The sequence below is a fragment of the Corynebacterium mycetoides genome, from assembly GCF_900103625.1.
Taxonomy (GTDB): Bacteria; Actinomycetota; Actinomycetes; order Mycobacteriales; family Mycobacteriaceae; genus Corynebacterium; species Corynebacterium mycetoides.
In genome coordinates this window covers 204,313-219,235 of the sequence record NZ_LT629700.1, presented here as the reverse complement: position 1 = coordinate 219,235, position 14,923 = coordinate 204,313, and the positions used below count along the sequence as shown (strand labels likewise).

General features: G+C 63.1%; 12 protein-coding genes and 3 pseudogenes. 9 read left to right on the top strand and 6 right to left on the bottom strand.

The window, feature by feature from the left end:
- Window positions 1-23 precede the first annotated feature (23 nt).
- Window positions 24-1,004, bottom strand: coding sequence for an NAD(P)-binding domain-containing protein (locus BLS40_RS01175; protein WP_092147660.1), 981 nt, complete (start codon window positions 1,002-1,004; stop codon window positions 24-26).
- 257 nt (window positions 1,005-1,261) lie between these two features.
- Here BLS40_RS01175 and BLS40_RS01170 point away from each other — a divergent pair, with 257 nt between their 5' ends.
- Both BLS40_RS01170 and BLS40_RS01165 read left to right on the top strand, forming a co-directional pair.
- Window positions 1,262-1,852: a putative glycolipid-binding domain-containing protein gene (locus BLS40_RS01170; RefSeq protein WP_092147655.1), complete on the top strand. Its 591-nt coding sequence runs from the start codon at window positions 1,262-1,264 to the stop codon at window positions 1,850-1,852.
- A 51-nt stretch (window positions 1,853-1,903) separates the two neighbouring features.
- A complete protein-coding gene (locus tag BLS40_RS01165) occupies window positions 1,904-2,446 on the top strand; it encodes a DUF488 domain-containing protein (RefSeq protein WP_092147652.1) in 543 nt (180 codons plus the stop codon).
- 3 nt (window positions 2,447-2,449) lie between these two features.
- Here the strand turns inward: BLS40_RS01165 and BLS40_RS01160 are convergent, their stop codons facing one another.
- Both BLS40_RS01160 and BLS40_RS01155 read right to left on the bottom strand, forming a co-directional pair.
- The gene (locus BLS40_RS01160) at window positions 2,450-3,184 is read right to left on the bottom strand and encodes an SCO1664 family protein (RefSeq protein ID WP_092147649.1); all 735 of its coding nucleotides are present in this window, start codon (window positions 3,182-3,184) and stop codon (window positions 2,450-2,452) included.
- Window positions 3,181-3,723, bottom strand: a complete 543-nt coding sequence (locus BLS40_RS01155) for a histidine phosphatase family protein (RefSeq protein WP_092152007.1) — start codon at window positions 3,721-3,723, stop codon at window positions 3,181-3,183. The genes BLS40_RS01160 and BLS40_RS01155 overlap by 4 nt, the downstream gene beginning before the upstream one ends.
- Window positions 3,724-3,767: 44 nt before the next feature.
- On the opposite strand from BLS40_RS01155, the gene BLS40_RS01150 reads away from it, so the two are divergent.
- On the top strand, window positions 3,768-5,162 hold the full coding sequence (locus tag BLS40_RS01150) for a MoxR family ATPase (RefSeq protein ID WP_092147646.1): 1,395 nt from the start codon (window positions 3,768-3,770) through the stop codon (window positions 5,160-5,162).
- Window positions 5,155-7,074, top strand: coding sequence for a vWA domain-containing protein (locus tag BLS40_RS01145; RefSeq protein WP_092147643.1), 1,920 nt, complete (start codon window positions 5,155-5,157; stop codon window positions 7,072-7,074). Before BLS40_RS01150 ends, BLS40_RS01145 begins: the two co-directional genes overlap by 8 nt.
- Window positions 7,075-7,170: 96 nt before the next feature.
- Here BLS40_RS01145 and BLS40_RS01140 read toward each other — a convergent pair.
- A pseudogene (locus BLS40_RS01140) lies at window positions 7,171-8,380 on the bottom strand (IS3 family transposase).
- Window positions 8,381-8,606: 226 nt separating this feature from the next.
- Here BLS40_RS01140 and BLS40_RS01135 point away from each other — a divergent pair.
- From BLS40_RS01135 to BLS40_RS11320, 4 genes and pseudogenes are all read left to right on the top strand, one after another.
- Window positions 8,607-8,921 (top strand): helix-turn-helix domain-containing protein, encoded by a 315-nt coding sequence (locus tag BLS40_RS01135; RefSeq protein WP_092147640.1) that lies wholly within the window; start codon window positions 8,607-8,609, stop codon window positions 8,919-8,921.
- A 360-nt stretch (window positions 8,922-9,281) separates the two neighbouring features.
- A complete protein-coding gene (locus BLS40_RS01130; protein WP_092147637.1) occupies window positions 9,282-10,625 on the top strand; it encodes an IS256 family transposase in 1,344 nt (447 codons plus the stop codon).
- Between the two features lie 36 nt (window positions 10,626-10,661).
- Window positions 10,662-11,627: pseudogene (locus BLS40_RS01125) on the top strand (IS3 family transposase); the annotation flags it as partial.
- Between the two features lie 250 nt (window positions 11,628-11,877).
- Window positions 11,878-12,123, top strand: a pseudogene (locus BLS40_RS11320) (LLM class flavin-dependent oxidoreductase); the annotation flags it as partial.
- A 46-nt stretch (window positions 12,124-12,169) separates the two neighbouring features.
- On the opposite strand, the gene BLS40_RS01115 reads toward BLS40_RS11320, so the two are convergent.
- Complete coding sequence (locus BLS40_RS01115) at window positions 12,170-12,559, bottom strand: heavy metal-responsive transcriptional regulator (RefSeq protein WP_006840950.1); 390 nt, start codon at window positions 12,557-12,559, stop codon at window positions 12,170-12,172.
- Window positions 12,560-12,657: 98 nt separating this feature from the next.
- Here BLS40_RS01115 and merA point away from each other — a divergent pair, with 98 nt between their 5' ends.
- The gene (gene merA, locus BLS40_RS01110; RefSeq protein WP_006840951.1) at window positions 12,658-14,082 is read left to right on the top strand and encodes a mercury(II) reductase; all 1,425 of its coding nucleotides are present in this window, start codon (window positions 12,658-12,660) and stop codon (window positions 14,080-14,082) included.
- A 370-nt stretch (window positions 14,083-14,452) separates the two neighbouring features.
- Here merA and BLS40_RS01100 read toward each other — a convergent pair whose 3' ends face one another.
- A complete protein-coding gene (locus BLS40_RS01100; protein ID WP_197672619.1) occupies window positions 14,453-14,845 on the bottom strand; it encodes a hypothetical protein in 393 nt (130 codons plus the stop codon).
- Between the last annotated feature and the right edge of the window lie 78 nt (window positions 14,846-14,923).

Sequence of the window (14,923 nt, the reverse complement as noted above, 5' to 3'; positions counted from 1 at the left end):
CTGCTCAGGGAGCAAGCGACATCTCAAAACATTTGATGCGGAGCTTCATCGACACGGCCCGCGACTACCTGGGCAGTGTGTTTGGCAAAGGGCCCCACACCCATCAGCGTTGCCGAGCCGTCGCCGGTCCAGTTGCCGTAACCGACTAGATGCAGATTCCCCACTTCAGGTTCGCGGCCGCGCATGAGGTGGCGGAATGGGCCGAGGGCCGGACGAAAACCAGTGCACCAGATCAGGTGGTCGTGGTCGAGCTCGTTCAAGCTATCGAAGATGGGGGTAGCGGTGAGCTGACCGGAGTTGCGGAGCTCACGTAGATGAGGAAGCGCAACAATGTCCCCGAGGTTCGGGCCGGAATCGCCGCCGAGAATCCGGCGGCGGCTGTTGAGAAAGAGATCGCGGCCATCGATGTCGTCAGGCATCCAGCGCGGTTGCTCACGTGTGTACCATGTGACCTCCGACGTCCCGATGAGATCCGCGGCGATCTGAGCACCCGAATTCGCCCCACCGACCACCGCGACCTTCGCACCGCGGAATGGTTCCGGCCCGGGGTAGATCGACGAGTGCCACTGGCGGCCACGGAAGGTGCCGGGATAGTGGGGCACGAAAGGCGCGGACCACGTGCCTGTGGCCGCGACAACGTGCTCCGCTGTGAACTGACCCGCAGACGTGTCCAGATGAAACACCCCACCATCACAAGACACGCTGCGGACGTGTACGGGGCGCCTAACTGGGATGTCGTAGCGCTGTTCGTAGTGTTCCAGGTAGTCGATGACATGGTGTGCCGGCGGATACCCCGGGTAGTGCGGCATAGGCCAGCCGGGCAGATTAGAGAACCCCGCGGCAGAGAAAAGCGTCAGCGAAGGCCATGCGTGCAACCATGCTCCGCCAGCTTCTTCCTGGTTGTCCAGGACCAGGAAATCCACTTTGAAGCGCCGCAGATAATAGGCCGTGGCTAAACCGGACTGGCCACCGCCGACGACGATGGCAGTGTGGTGCTCAGTCATTGGAGAGCACCGCCATTGCACCCGCAGGGACCTCAAGCGCCGCCTGACGGTCATTCTGGCGCGGGCCACCGCACGCAGGCGGGACAACACCGGCGGAGGCCACAATCTCCGCCACCATTCTGATGGACAAGCGCTTCATGCCCGCGAGTGTAGCCAGCGTCCCCCGAAAAACTGCAGAACCCGCAACACTCTTCTCGGGCCCAGTTGCAGTCGACTACCCGCTTTCCCATGCGCGGTCTCTCGATAGACTAACCACCATGGAACGTAGCTACGGGTGGGTGCACATCGACAACCCCGTCATCCAGAACGAGGCTACGGTTCGGCTTCACGGAGCCGGTTTATCGGCCACCGGAGTGCAATACGGAGAGGGTTACCAGGCAACCTGGGCACTAGAGGCCACGGAGAACTGGGCCACCCAGAATGTGACGGTGAACGTTGAAGGCGATGGTTGGGAGCGGAGCCTCAAACTCGTCAGGTCCGAGCAGGGCGTATGGTCGTCGCAGACCAAAGAAGAGGGGACCCCGCCAACAAATCTGCCCTCCCCCGGAATTGTTCGTTCAGCAGACCTGGAAGACGCGCTGGATTGCGACCTCGGCCTTTGCCCGCTCACGAACACGATGCCCATTCGCCGCTTGGGGCTTTTGGAAGCTCAGGTTCCTAAGACGCAACTCATCATGGCCTGGATTGATATGCCATCGCTAGAAGTGATCGCTTCGGACCAGTACTACAGCTCAATCGACTCTAAGACAGTCCGCTACGCAAGTGGAACACGTGGAGTCGATGTCGAATTAGAAGTGGACAGTGACGGAGTGGTCGTACATTACCCTGATCTCGCCCAGCGGGTCTGATTCAGGCGGCTCCGCTCAAGAGCACCTCGGGTTCGGGGTACGGTTGCACCCATGCGCATCTTCACCGTCGGCCACTCCAACCTTGAATTCGACGAGTTCGTGCGCATGCTTCAGGCAGCCGGGGTCGCGGCAGTCGTCGATGTGCGCAAGCTGACCGGTTCACGGAAGTACCCGTGGTTCAACGACGACTCCCTCACCCAGCGCCTCCCCACACACGGCATCGCCTACATGAAGAACGAGGGGCTGGCGGGGCGGCGCAACGTATCCAAGACGATCCCGTTCGAGGTCAACGCCAACTGGCAAAACCGCAGCTTTCACAACTACGCCGACCACGCCCTGGGTGAAGAATTCTCAACAGCATTGGAGAAACTGCGCCAGCACGCCGCTCACACGCCGACCGCCATCATGTGTTCCGAGGCGGTGTGGTGGCGCTGCCACCGCCGCATCATCGCTGATCACCTCCTCGCCCACGGGGACGAGGTGGAGCACGTGCTGGGGTTGGGGGCCGAAGGTGCGTCGATACGCAAAGCAACGCTTAACGACGGTGCCGTGGTCGGCGACGACCTCCTCGTGCGCTACCCCGCGCGGGAATAGCGCTTACACCAGGGGCCAGGGGTAAGGAAACTCGGACTGGGGCTCGGGCAACCACGGCAGGCGCACGATGCGTAAGGCGCGCGATTTCAACGCCGCCACCTCTTCCGGTGTCAACAATGACGCCACCTCCTCCGGCACTTCCCCCGTGAGCGGCTCGACCGCATCCACCAGCTCGGATGGGATCGCCTCGTGCGCGAAGTCCCAGATCACGGTGCGCAACTTCGGATCATGGTGAAAGCACAGTCCCTGGTCGATGCCCCACACGTGGTCAACGCGGTTCTCGTTTTGCGAGCGGGCGAGCAAAACATGGCCCGATTTACGGTCCGTGTTATTCACCAATAAGTCGAAAACAGCCATGCGCAGTAACTGGGGATGCAGGTCGGGGCGGGTCTCGAACAGCGGGAAATAGTGGGAGCCGTCGTTGTCCACGTAGTACTGCAACGACCCGACACCGAGCGGGCCCACCTCGCGCACCACCGTGGGCGGCACGATGTCCCAGCCCAGCCACGCGCTGAGCAGGTACGCAGCCCGCTCGCGCCGCCACAGCCCCGCCGGGAAATCGTGGAGGTAGCGCTCCCCCGCCTCAGGCTTGAAGATGCCCCAGCAGTAGTCCTCTCGGCCATCGTCGCGAGCTAGCGTGAGGTCCACAACCACCGTGAGGTTCGAGGACTCCGCGAGCTGGCCTACGAAACCGACCTCGCCGTGTTGAAGCAGTTCAAGCAGCTCATTCGCGGTCACAGCTCAAGCTCCGACACTGAGCACGGTTCCGCCGGGATCTGCTGGAACGCGCCCCACCCCCGTCCCGTGAAATGCGCCAACGCCGCCTTGATCGGGTCGGCGTGGGTGAAGCAGGCCACCGCCTCGCCCGGGTGCCGCGCCGCGATCGTGCGCACGCAACCCACTACGCGGTGTTGCATCTCCACGAACGACTCGCCGCCAGGGAAGCGGAACTCCCCAGGCCGCCTCTGCACGACCTGCCACTCGGGCAATTTGGCAAGGTCGGCCAAGGATTCGCCGGTCCATGTGCCGAAATCGGCTTCCAGGAGGCCGTCGTCAAGCATGAGCTCTTTGTGGAACCGTTCGCAGGTGGGTAAAGCGGTCTCCCGGGCGCGCTCGAGCGGTGAGGAATACACCGCGTCGACGCTGGCGAGTTGCTTGGCCACAGCCGCGGCTTGCATGCGCCCCCTCTCCGAAAGGTGCAACCCCGGCGCGCGCCCGGGAAGGATTTTGCCGGTCGTCGGGGTCTCGCCGTGGCGAATGAGGTAGATGGTGGCCATGAAGCGATGGTAAGCCATCGCGGAACCCGCGTACCCTGGCCGGCATGACTGAAGCGCCCAACTCCTGGCCATCCATCACCACCCTCGGCGAGCTCAAGGCCGCCGGCTACACCTACAAGACCGTGCGCGAAGAGATGCGCGACAACCTCATCGCCACACTGCGCGCCGGCGAAAACCCGTGGCCCGGCCTCCACGGCCTCGAGCACACCGTGTTGCCGCAGGTCGAGCGCGCCATCATCGCCGGCCACGACATCGTGCTGCTCGGCGAGCGCGGCCAGGGCAAGACCCGCCTGCTTCGCACGCTTCCATTGCTTCTCGACGCCTTCGTGCCCGTCATCGAAGGATCCGAGCTGCGCGAACACCCCCTGAACCCGCTGACGGACGCCACGAAGCGCCGCGTCGAGGATGAAGGAGACGCGCTGCCCATCGTCTGGATCCCGCGCGAGGCCCGCTACTCCGAGAAGTTGGCCACCCCGGACACCTCCGTGGCGGATCTGATCGGCGACGTGGACCCGATGCGCGTGGCCGAGGGCCGCCGCCTGGGCGACCCGGAGACTATCCACTACGGCCTCATCCCGCGCTCCAACCGCGGCATCGTGGCCATCAACGAGCTGCCGGACCTGGCGGAGCGCATCCAGGTGGCCATGCTCAACGTGATGGAGGAAGCCGACATCCAGATCCGCGGCTACATGCTGCGCCTGCCGCTGGACGTGCTGGTGGTGGCGTCGGCGAACCCGGAGGACTACACCAACCGCGGGCGCATCATCACCCCGCTCAAAGACCGCTTCGGCGCGGAGATCCGCACCCACTACCCCATCGAGTTGGACGACGAGATCCGCGTCATCGAGCAAGAATCGCAGCTCACGGCCACTGTGCCGCAACCCATTATGGAAGCCCTCGCCCGGTTCACCCGCGCGCTGCGCGAATCCGACGCGGTGAACCAACGCGCCGGTGTCTCGGCCCGCTTCGCTATCGCCGGGGCCGAGACAGTCGCAGCCTCCGCCGCCCGCCGCGCCGCCATTACCGGGGAGGACCCGGTCGCGCGCCTAGTGGACCTGGAGGCTGCCGTCGACGTGCTCGGCGGCAAGGTGGAGTTCGAGCACGGCGAGGAAGGCCGCGAGTGGGACATCCTCGAGTACCTGTTGCGCAACTCCGTTGCTCAGACTCTTCGCCCCCGGATCAAGGGACTCGACTTCGCCCCGCTGATCGAGGCGCTCGACGGCTCCACCTTCATCACCACTGGAGAAAACATTACGGCGGCGGAGTTCCTCAACGGCCTGCCCCAGCTCGAAGGCACGCTGTACGGAGACATTGCTTCGACCTTCGGCGCCGAGAGCGAGGGCGAGCGCGCTAGTGCCATCGAGCTCGCGGTGGAGGCACTCTACCTCACCCAAAAGATTTCGAAGGACTCCGGCGAAGGTGAGAGCATCTATGGCTAAGCAACGCAGGTACCGCAGGTACACCCCGGGCCCGGATCCACTCGCCCCACCGCCCGACCTGACCAAGGCGGTGCGCGCCATTGCCGACGACGTCATGTACGGCTACTCCGCCGAGCAGGCCATGCGCGAGTATCTGCGCCGCGAGGGCTACGACGACTTCCTGCGCCAAATCGCGGAGCGCCGCAAGGAGCTGCTGCACAAGACCAACCTCGGGGGCACGCTCCAGGAAGCGAAGAAGCTTCTCGACGAAGCGGTGCTCGCCGAACGCGGCCAACTCGCCCGCGATGTGGATATGGACGATCTCGACCGCACAATGCGGGAGATGACACTCGACAACCTGCCCGTCTCTCCCGCGGCGGCGGTGACCGAACTGAACGGCTACGACTGGGCTTCCTCAGAAGCGCGCGAGAAGTACCAGCAGATCAAAGACCTCATCGGCCGCGAACTCTTAGACCAGCGCTTCGCCGGCATGAAAGAGGCGCTGGAAGGTGCCACCGATGAAGATCGCGCATCCGTCGCCGAGATGCTTCGCGATCTCAACGTGCTGTTGGGCAAGCATCGCGCCGGCATGGCCACGGAGCAGGACTTTCAGGATTTCATGGCCAAGCACGGGGATCAGTTTCCGGAGAACCCCCGCAACATCGAGGAGTTGGTGGAGCTACTTGCGCAGCGATCGGCGGCAGCCCAGCGCTTGCTCAACTCCATGACGCCCGAGCAGCGCGCCGAGCTCATGCAGCTCGCGGCCGAGGCCTTCGGCTCGGAGGAGCTGATGAACCTCGTTGGCGAGCTGGATGCGAACCTGCGCGGCATCCGCCCCGACCTGGACTGGACCGGGTCCGAACCGTTCGACGGCGACGGGACATCGGGCGGCATGGGCCTCGGCGAAGCCACCCGCGCGATGCGCGACCTCGGGCGCCTCGACGAGCTCGCTGCCACCCTCGGAGGTGAACGCCCCGGAGACATTGACTTGGACGACGTCGCCGACCTCTTGGGCGCTGACGCCGCCACCAGCGCTAAACATCTGCGCGACTTGGAGAAAGCGTTGCGCGACTCCGGATTGCTGAACAAGAGCGAGTCCGGCTCGCTGCAGCTGTCCCCGAAAGCGCTGCGTATGCTGGGCAAGGAGCTGTTGAAGGGCGCGACCTCCCAGTTATCCCGTGGCCAGCGCGATTCCCGCCTCGCCGGTCAGCAGGGCGAACCCACCGGTGGCACCCGCCCTTGGGAATTCGGCGACACTCCGGCGTGGGACACCACCCGGACCATCACGAACGCGCTCCAGCGCAGTGCCGCCAGCGGCGAGCCGTTCGCGATCACCGTGAACGACATCGAAGTGGTCGAAACCGAAGCGCGTACGAAAAACGCCGTTGCACTCCTTGTGGACACCTCCTTTTCCATGGCGATGGAAGGCCGCTGGACGCCGATGAAGCAGACCGCGCTAGCGCTGAACCACCTCATCACCACGCAGTTCCGCAGCGACGAGCTCGCGCTGATCGGTTTCGGCCTCTACGCGCAGACGCTGACGATCGAAGAACTCACCGCCCTGCCGCCGATGCAGGAAAAGGGCACCAACCTGCAGCACGCGCTGCTTCTCGCCAACGAGTTCTTCACCCGCCACGCCGACTACGACCCGACGCTTCTCATCGTCACCGACGGCGAGCCGACCTCTATCCTGACCGAATGGGGCGAGGCCTACTTCAACTGGCCGACCGACCGCATCACGCTCGCGCGCACAGTCGATGCGCTTGACACGGTGACCAAACGCGGGACGAAGATCACCTTCTTCCGCCTCGGGGATGATCCAGGGCTTATTTCGCTTATCGATGCCCTCGCCAACCGCACCGGCGCCAACGTCGTCGCCCCCGACCTCAACGAACTCGGAGGCGCTGTGGTGGGAGAGTACCTCCGCTGGTAACAGCGTTAAACGCTAAACGTTGAATTTGAACTCCACGGCGTGTCGGCGCAAAGAAACCGGGCCCGACCCCTGGAAAGTGGACACAGGGAATTGAACTTATGCGGTCAAGGTGAGTTTACCGCAGGTGCGGTTTTCGAACTCGAGGGGCGACAGATAATCGCACCATGAGTGTCTGCGCTTCTGGTTGTAGCGCACACACCACGCGAAGACGTCCCGTCTGGCGTGCAGCAGTGAGTCGAAGCATTTCCGGTTTTGCAGCACCTCGCGTTTCAATGTCGCGTTGAACGACTCCGCTAGCGCGTTGTCTGCGCTGGTTCCCACCGCTCCCATCGATTGGGTCACCCCTAGCATCGTGCATCGTGAGCTAAATGCCTTCGAGGTATAGACACTGCCGTGATCTGAATGAAAAATCGCTCCTTTCAGACTGCCTCGGGCGCGCTGTGCTGAGTCCAGCGGAGCGCATCGATAACCAGATCGACGCGCATGTGGTCAGCAATAGAAAATCCCACCAGCCTGCGGGAATAACAATCGATCACGGTGGCAAGATACATATTGCCGCCACCGGATACCGGCAGGTAGGTAATGTCGCCGACGAGCACGCGATTCGGCGCCGGGGCATGAAACTGCCTGCAAACAAGATCTGGAAAGACACCACGGCCAGCATCTGCCACGGTGGTGCGCACGCGGCGTTTCTTCGTGAACCCCTGGATACCCATAGTCTTCATGATGCGTGCGACGCGTTTGTGATTGACCACCGCATGCGCCCCCGAATCAGGATCGTTCAACGCCGCGGCGATGCGCTTAGCTCCGTAGAGTCCGTGTTCCTCACGGAACACAGTGCGGATACGAGCACCGAGAACAGCATCGTCAAGAACCTTCTGGCGGCGCGCGGCCTGTGTGTTTTTCCACTTGTAATAGGAAGATCGCCGCACCTTCAGCACGTGGCACATCCGCTTGACCGAATACTCGGTGCGATGGTCCCGGATGAACTTGAAGCGGATCACAAGCCCATCTCTTTCGCAAAATACTGCGCCGCCTTGCGAAGGATGTCTCGCTCTTCTTGAAGAAGCCGGTTCTGCTTCTCGAGTTGTCGGATCCGCTCTAAATCCGATGATGTCCGGGCTCGAGCTGCAGCATCAATCGCGCGGGCTTTTTTGCCCGTGCCATAGCGCTTGACCCAGGCAGCGAGACTGCCACGGTTAACACCGAGATCATGAGCAACCGAATTAAGAGACGCACCGTCTGTGTCTTCATACATCGCGACCGCGTCGCGCTTGAACTCCTCAGTATAGGACTTACGAGGCATGAACTGAGACTACCCTCCTCCGGCTGTCAACCGGGGCTAGCCTATGTCCACCAACAAGGGGTCAGGTCCGTCATTGGATTGGACGTCTGGCGACAATGGTCGCCACTGGCCCGCGCGACGGAACGGGCTCGCCGAACACGCCTGAGGGGATGGACCCCGGGCCGGAGCGCCGATTGGCTCCGGTAGCGCCTTCTTGACGGAAGGAGAAACGCTACCGGGAGTTTCCATGGGCGCATTCGCTTTACCGTCACTAGAAGACGAGAAAACACTTCTTACCATGCAGGATGCGGTGGCCGAAGGTTTCGGCGGCTGCTCCACCCTCCGCAAGTACATCTCCGAGGGGTATCTGCGCGCCAGCAAAATCGGTGGGCGCATCAAGATCGAGAGGGCTGACCTCGAGGCCCTCAAACGCCCCACCGGCCGCCAGCCGACATTTGAGGATATCGAGTCGGCCGTGAGCCGCATCGCCGCCGCTGCTCCCCCGCTGAGTGATCAGCAGATCCACCGTCTCGCTCGGCCCCTGGGCGGTGGCCAGCAATGAGCGCAAATAAAAACCCCGCCAGCCTGGGTGAACTGCTCCCCATTAGTTGGACTGAGAAATCAGTTACCGACTAGTGGGGAGCAGTTTTCATTGAGAGCACGAAGTTCGCTGAGCGAATATCAGCGCGAGCAGCTGGTGGAGTGTTTCGAGCAGGGCATGGGATACCGAGCAGCTGCGAACATGGTCGGGGGTTCGACAAGTGCAACACGCCACTTCTATCGGCGGTTTCAGCTGCATGGCAGGCTGTGTCTTGTGGAGAAACCGACAAAGCAGCAGTACTCGTTCGAAATCAAGAAGGAAGGAGGGTGTCAGATGGTTTGTGTGTGAGGGATTCCCCTCACACCAAGGAGATGAACCAGAATGACTACCGTGGCACGACGAAACCCAGAGGACTCCGCAAAGATCAAAGCGATCGAGGAAAAGCTCCTCGCCAATCCTGAGATGGCGAAGCTGATCGACGAGCTCGGCACCTCCACCACGGATGCCAACGATCTCGTCCGGGGCCTGCTCCAGGCCTCGATCAACCGGGGCCTCAACGCCGAGATGGATGCCCACCTCGGCTACCAGCACGGCGACCGGAACAGCAAGGAAGCCGCTGGTCAGAACAATTCCCGTAACGGTTCCTACCCCAAGCGGGTCGATTCGAACTACGGACCGGTCGATGTCGCCGTTCCCCGGGACCGTGACGGATCCTTCCTGCCGACAATGGTGCCCAAAGGATCCCGCCGGCTGACCGACGTCGACGACATGATCATCAGTCTCTATGCCGGTGGCATGACCGTCCGAGACATCCAGCACCACATGGCCACCGCCATGGGCGTGGACATCTCCCATGAAACAATCTCCGCGATCACCGATGCGGTCCTTGAGGAGGTCATGATCTGGCAGAACCGCCAACTTGATGAGTTCTACCCCGTGGTCTTCCTCGATGCGTTACGGATCAAAGTCCGTGACGGGGGCCGGGTGGTCAACAAATCCGCGTACCTGGCTATCGGGGTGGACATGGAGGGGATCAAACACATCCTGGGTATCTGGCTGGCTAAAGAGGAAGGAGCCTCGTTCTGGGCGCAGGTGTGTGCCAACCTCGCTACCCGCGGAGTGCACGATGTGTTCATCGTGTGCTGTGACGGGCTCAAGGGTCTGCCGGAGGCTGTGGAAGCCACCTGGCCGGATTCGATGGTCCAGACCTGTGTCGTCCACCTGATCAGGGCAGCAAACCGGTGGGTGGCCTATGGAGATCGTAAGGCGGTGTCCGCCGAGTTGAAGAAGATCTACACCGCCCCCACCGAGCAAACCGCTCTGGCGGCGTTGACGGAGCTCGAGGCCTCCGAGCTGGGGGAAAAGTATCCGCAGTCAGTCAAGGTGTGGCGCGATGCGTGGGACCGGTTCATCCCGTTCCTGGAGTTCCCACCGATGGCTAGGAAGGTGATCTACACCACGAACTCGATTGAGTCGATGAACAACGAGCTGCGTAAAGCCACCCGGAATCGGGTGCAGTTCACCAACGATGAGTCTGCGATCAAAACCCTGTGGTTGATGATCTGCAACATTGAGGACAAACGGGCCGCCAAGCGTGCTAAGCAGGGCAAACGGGCCGCGGCGACCAGCGGCCGGCTGATCGAGGGCAGGCGGGTGACGAACTGGAAGCAGGCCATCAACCAGATGTCTGTGGCTTACCCTGACCGCTTCGAGCCCTACCTCTAATAATCACGCCCCACACACAAACAACTTGACACGCTCGAAGAGGAGCGGCTGCGCCGCCAGGTTGCGCGACTGGAAGCAGAAAACGCCTACTTAAAAAAATTGCGGGACTTGAGGAACCAGGGACACGCCTAAAAGCCCAGGCGATCGTCATCCTCAAGTCACACCACCGCTTGGAGTACCTCCTGGATGCGGCCGGCATGGCACGGTCGACATTCTTCTACCACCAAAAACGACTCAGCGAGCCAGATAAACATGCTGTGCTCAAAGACGCGATTCGGGAAAGCTTCGAACGCAACAAGCATCGCTACGGCTACCGGCGGGTGCTGCTGGACCTGCGTGCGTAACCAGAGCTGGGTGGTCAACCACAAACTCGTCTACAAACTCATGCATGAGATGGGGCTTCGAGCCAAGATCCGCCAACGCAGGCCTTATGTTTCCTACGCTGGGACGATCAGCCACATCGCTGACAACAAGCTCGATCGCAAGTTCACTCCGGACAAGCCCAACACCGTCTTTGTCAGCGACGTCACCGAGTTCAGGGTTGCAGGCCGCAAGATATACCTGTCACCGGTGATGGACTTGTTCGACCGCTCCATCGTCGCTCACACCGTTGCCACATCGCCGTCGATAGCCTTTACCGCCGATTCTTTATCCAAGGCAATCGCGGCATGTGCACCTGAACCCGGGTGGATGATGCACACCGATCAAGGCTTCCAGCACCAGCATTCCTCCTGGCGCAACCTGATCGGCAATAACGGAGGTGTTCAGTCGATGTCGCGAAAAGCCAACTGTTACGACAACGCGGTCATGGAGAACTTCTTCGGGCACGTGAAAACCGAGATGTACCACGGTGAAGTCTTCGACACTGTCGCAGAGTTCAACCAAGCGATCTACGAGTACATCGGGTGGTACAACACCGAACGCGTCCAACAACGACTCAAGGGCCTGACCCCGATGCAGTATCGGAATCAGACCCGTGAAGCCCTAACCGCCTCGAATTAAACCAGTCCAACTTTCGGGGGCTAGTTCATGTATAGGGGGAGCTTGGCAGTGGTAGTCAAAATCTCCACCTCGCTCTCGATTCCACAGTCGTTTAGCGTCCTTGTCGGTGAACTACTGAGCTACGCTTCAAACAACCCCAATAACGCGAAGCGTCATTAACGCCCGGCGTTACACGTTGAACTTGAACTCCACGGCATCTCGTTGCAAAGTTACTCCCTCTCGTTAACACCATCAAAAGGAGTGTTATCCAATGAAAGCGTTCGGCTTCTTAAGCTTCGGGCATTACGCCTTCGGCAGCTAGCGCGGGCCATCTGCGGAAAAGATCGCCAAGACTCATCTGGAGATCACCCAGGCTGCGGACGAAATCGGCGTGAACAACGCGTCCTTCCGAGTCCACCACTTCGCGCTGCAGGCCTCCGCCCCGATGCCGCTGCAGTGTGCTGTCGCGGCCACCACCAAAAACATCGAGGTGGGCACCGGCGGCATCGACATGCGCTAGCGCATATCGGGGTTGTAGCGTTTGAGTCATTGACTCCCGTCGTCTACAAGTACCTACACACTTGATCGGGGCTGCACGTTTCAGGGTCCGGGTGCGCGGCGTCCTGTCTGAGGTCCGCGATAGTGTCGCGCAGCACGGAGAGCTGCGCGATCTGCTGCTCGATCTCAGCGAGGCGCACGTCAAGCAGGTCGCGCACGTGCTCGCAGGGCGCATGGCCGCCGTCGCGGATGTCGAGGATCTGGCGGATCTGGGCGAGGGTGAGGCCCGCGGCCTGGCCGCGGTGGACGAAGTCGATCCGAGCGACCGTCTCGGGCGCGTAGTCGCGGTATCCGGACGGCGTGCGCTCGGTCGGGGGCAGAAGGCCCTGTTCCTCGTAGAAGCGAAGGGTCTTCGCGGTAGTGCCCGCCCTCTCGGCGAGTTCTCCGATCCGCATTGCTGTCTCCCTCCGTGGCCGCGCTTGACCTTCCCCTGCACTGGAAGGTCCAGTATGGCTGAGACAGAGCAGAAAGCCAAGAGTTGACAGGAGCAGCGATGCCTACGAAGTACGATCTCGCCATCATCGGATCGGGAGGCGGCGCGTTCGCCGCTGCGATCCGCGCCAGCACGCTCGGGAAGTCGGTGGTGATGATCGAGCGTGGCACGCTCGGCGGCACCTGCGTGAACACGGGCTGCGTGCCGTCGAAGGCCCTCATCGCCGCCGCCGATGCACGGCACGTCGCCGCCGACGCCGCCGACCGGTTCCCGGGGATCGCGACGACGGCAGGCCCAGTGGACATGCCCGCGCTGATCGCCGGGAAGCAGGCGTTGGTCGAGACGATGCGGGGCGAGAAGTACGCCGACGTCGCCGATTCATACGGGTGGCACGTCCGGCGGGGAGACGCCGGGTTCGCGGGCACCCCGGACGCGCCGGTGTTGGAGGTCACCGCCGCAGACGGAGCGGTCGAGACGATCGAGGCCGAGCACTACCTGGTCGCCACCGGTGCGCGGCCGTGGTCTCCGCCGATCGACGGCCTGGACGAGGCCGGGTACCTGACCTCGACCACGGCGATGGACCTGACCGAGGTCCCCGAGTCGATGCTGGTGCTCGGCGGCGGCTACGTCGCCCTGGAGCAGACGCAGCTGTTCGCCCGCCTCGGCTCCCAGGTCACGCTGCTGGTGCGGTCCCGGCTCGCGTCGAAGGAGGAGCCGGAGGTGTCCCGGACACTGCAGGAGGTGTTCGCCGACGAGGGCATCCGGGTGGTCCGCCGCGCGGTGCCGACCCGGGTGTCCCGGGACGCGGCGACCGGGCAGGTCGTGGTTACCGCGGACGTGTCCGGCGGCTCGCAGGAGTTCCGCGCCGACCAGGTGCTCGTCGCCTTCGGACGCCGTCCCGTCACCGACGGCTTGAACCTCGATGCGGTCGGGGTGAAGACCGGGGACTCCGGCGAGGTGGTCGTCTCCGACCATCTGCAGTCGTCGAACCCGCGGATCTGGGCCGCGGGCGACGTGACCGGGCACCCGGAGTTCGTCTACGTCGCGGCCCACCACGGCACCCTCGTCGCCGAGAACGCGTTCGCCGACGCCGACCGGTCCGTCGACTACTCCCATCTGCCGCGGGTGACGTTCACCGGACCGGCGATCGGCGCGGTCGGGATGACCGAGAAGGAGGTCGTCGCCGCGGGGATCCGCTGCGACTGCCGCGTGCTGCCCCTGGAGTATGTGCCCCGGGCGGTGATCAACCGCGACACCCGCGGGTTCATCAAGATCGTCGTGAACGCCGATACGAGCGAGATCCTCGGCCTCACCGCCGTCGCCAAGGACGCCGGGGAACTCGCCGCCGCAGGCGTCCACGTGCTCGGCAAGACCATCGCCGAAGTCGCCGACGCCTGGGCCCCCTACCTGACCATGACCGAAGGCATCCGGATCGCCGCGAAGTCCTTCACCACCGACCCGTCACTGCTCTCGTGCTGCGCATGAACGGCAACGCATGCAATCGGGGAGATCTCATCCGGAAGAGGTGCAGACGATGAGCGCCGATCACGACCGCGACGAACGGCGCGCCGGTCCCATCGTCGCCGCAGGGACCGGGCTGCTCCTACTGGCATGCTGCGCGCTTCCGTTGCTGCTCTGCTGCGGCCTGCCGCTCATCGCGGCGGGCGGAGCACTCGCAGGCGTCGGAGGGCTCCTCGGCAATCCCTGGATCATCGGTGCCGGGAGCGCCGTCGCGATGGCCGTCACGGCCGGGATGCTCGTCAGGCTACGGCGGCGGCACCGAGGCCGCAGGACTGGCTGCTGCGAAAATCCTTCGACTGCTGATCGGAACCGGTAGCTCGATCGGATCCAGCCATCACCGCCAACGGGGCCACCTCGGCATCCCGCGGCCCTTCCAAGTCTCCACGAGACCGGCGACCCAGCGGACGGACGCGAAGAGTCCGTAGCCGGCCCCGGCGAGGCCCATGGAGACCACGAGCCAGCGACCGATCCCGAGCCACACGCTCCCGTCCACGTCGAGGGCCCACTGAGCGCCCGTGATAAGCCCGGCGACGGCCATCCAAACACCCACGACGATCACTGCGACCGGCAGCAGCGCGAGGCACATCGACGCGGCGACAGACCAAAGCTGACGGGCCTCCAGCTTCGCCGTTGTGGCGATGATCTTTTCGGCCCGCTCGTTCGCGGCGTCAATCTTGGCTGTTGCCACGGCCCCGGCGTCGGCAGCGGCCCTCTCGATCGACTGCACAGCCTGATCCCGGGCCGTGCTGATCGCGCTCGTCGCCTCGGCGCTGGCTTGGGTGATCGACTCCCGCCAGGCCTTCTG

Excerpts from the sequence above, each read along its gene's own strand:
- BLS40_RS01175 (WP_092147660.1), bottom strand. The coding sequence starts at position 1,004 with ATGACTGAGCACCACACTGCCATCGTCGTCGGCGGTGGCCAGTCCGGT.
- BLS40_RS01170 (WP_092147655.1), top strand. The coding sequence starts at position 1,262 with ATGGAACGTAGCTACGGGTGGGTGCACATCGACAACCCCGTCATCCAG.
- BLS40_RS01165 (WP_092147652.1), top strand. The coding sequence starts at position 1,904 with ATGCGCATCTTCACCGTCGGCCACTCCAACCTTGAATTCGACGAGTTC.
- BLS40_RS01155 (WP_092152007.1), bottom strand. The coding sequence starts at position 3,723 with ATGGCCACCATCTACCTCATTCGCCACGGCGAGACCCCGACGACCGGC.
- BLS40_RS01150 (WP_092147646.1), top strand. The coding sequence starts at position 3,768 with ATGACTGAAGCGCCCAACTCCTGGCCATCCATCACCACCCTCGGCGAG.
- BLS40_RS01145 (WP_092147643.1), top strand. The coding sequence starts at position 5,155 with ATGGCTAAGCAACGCAGGTACCGCAGGTACACCCCGGGCCCGGATCCA.
- BLS40_RS01135 (WP_092147640.1), top strand. The coding sequence starts at position 8,607 with ATGGGCGCATTCGCTTTACCGTCACTAGAAGACGAGAAAACACTTCTT.
- BLS40_RS01130 (WP_092147637.1), top strand. The coding sequence starts at position 9,282 with ATGACTACCGTGGCACGACGAAACCCAGAGGACTCCGCAAAGATCAAA.
- BLS40_RS01115 (WP_006840950.1), bottom strand. The coding sequence starts at position 12,559 with ATGCGGATCGGAGAACTCGCCGAGAGGGCGGGCACTACCGCGAAGACC.
- merA (WP_006840951.1), top strand. The coding sequence starts at position 12,658 with ATGCCTACGAAGTACGATCTCGCCATCATCGGATCGGGAGGCGGCGCG.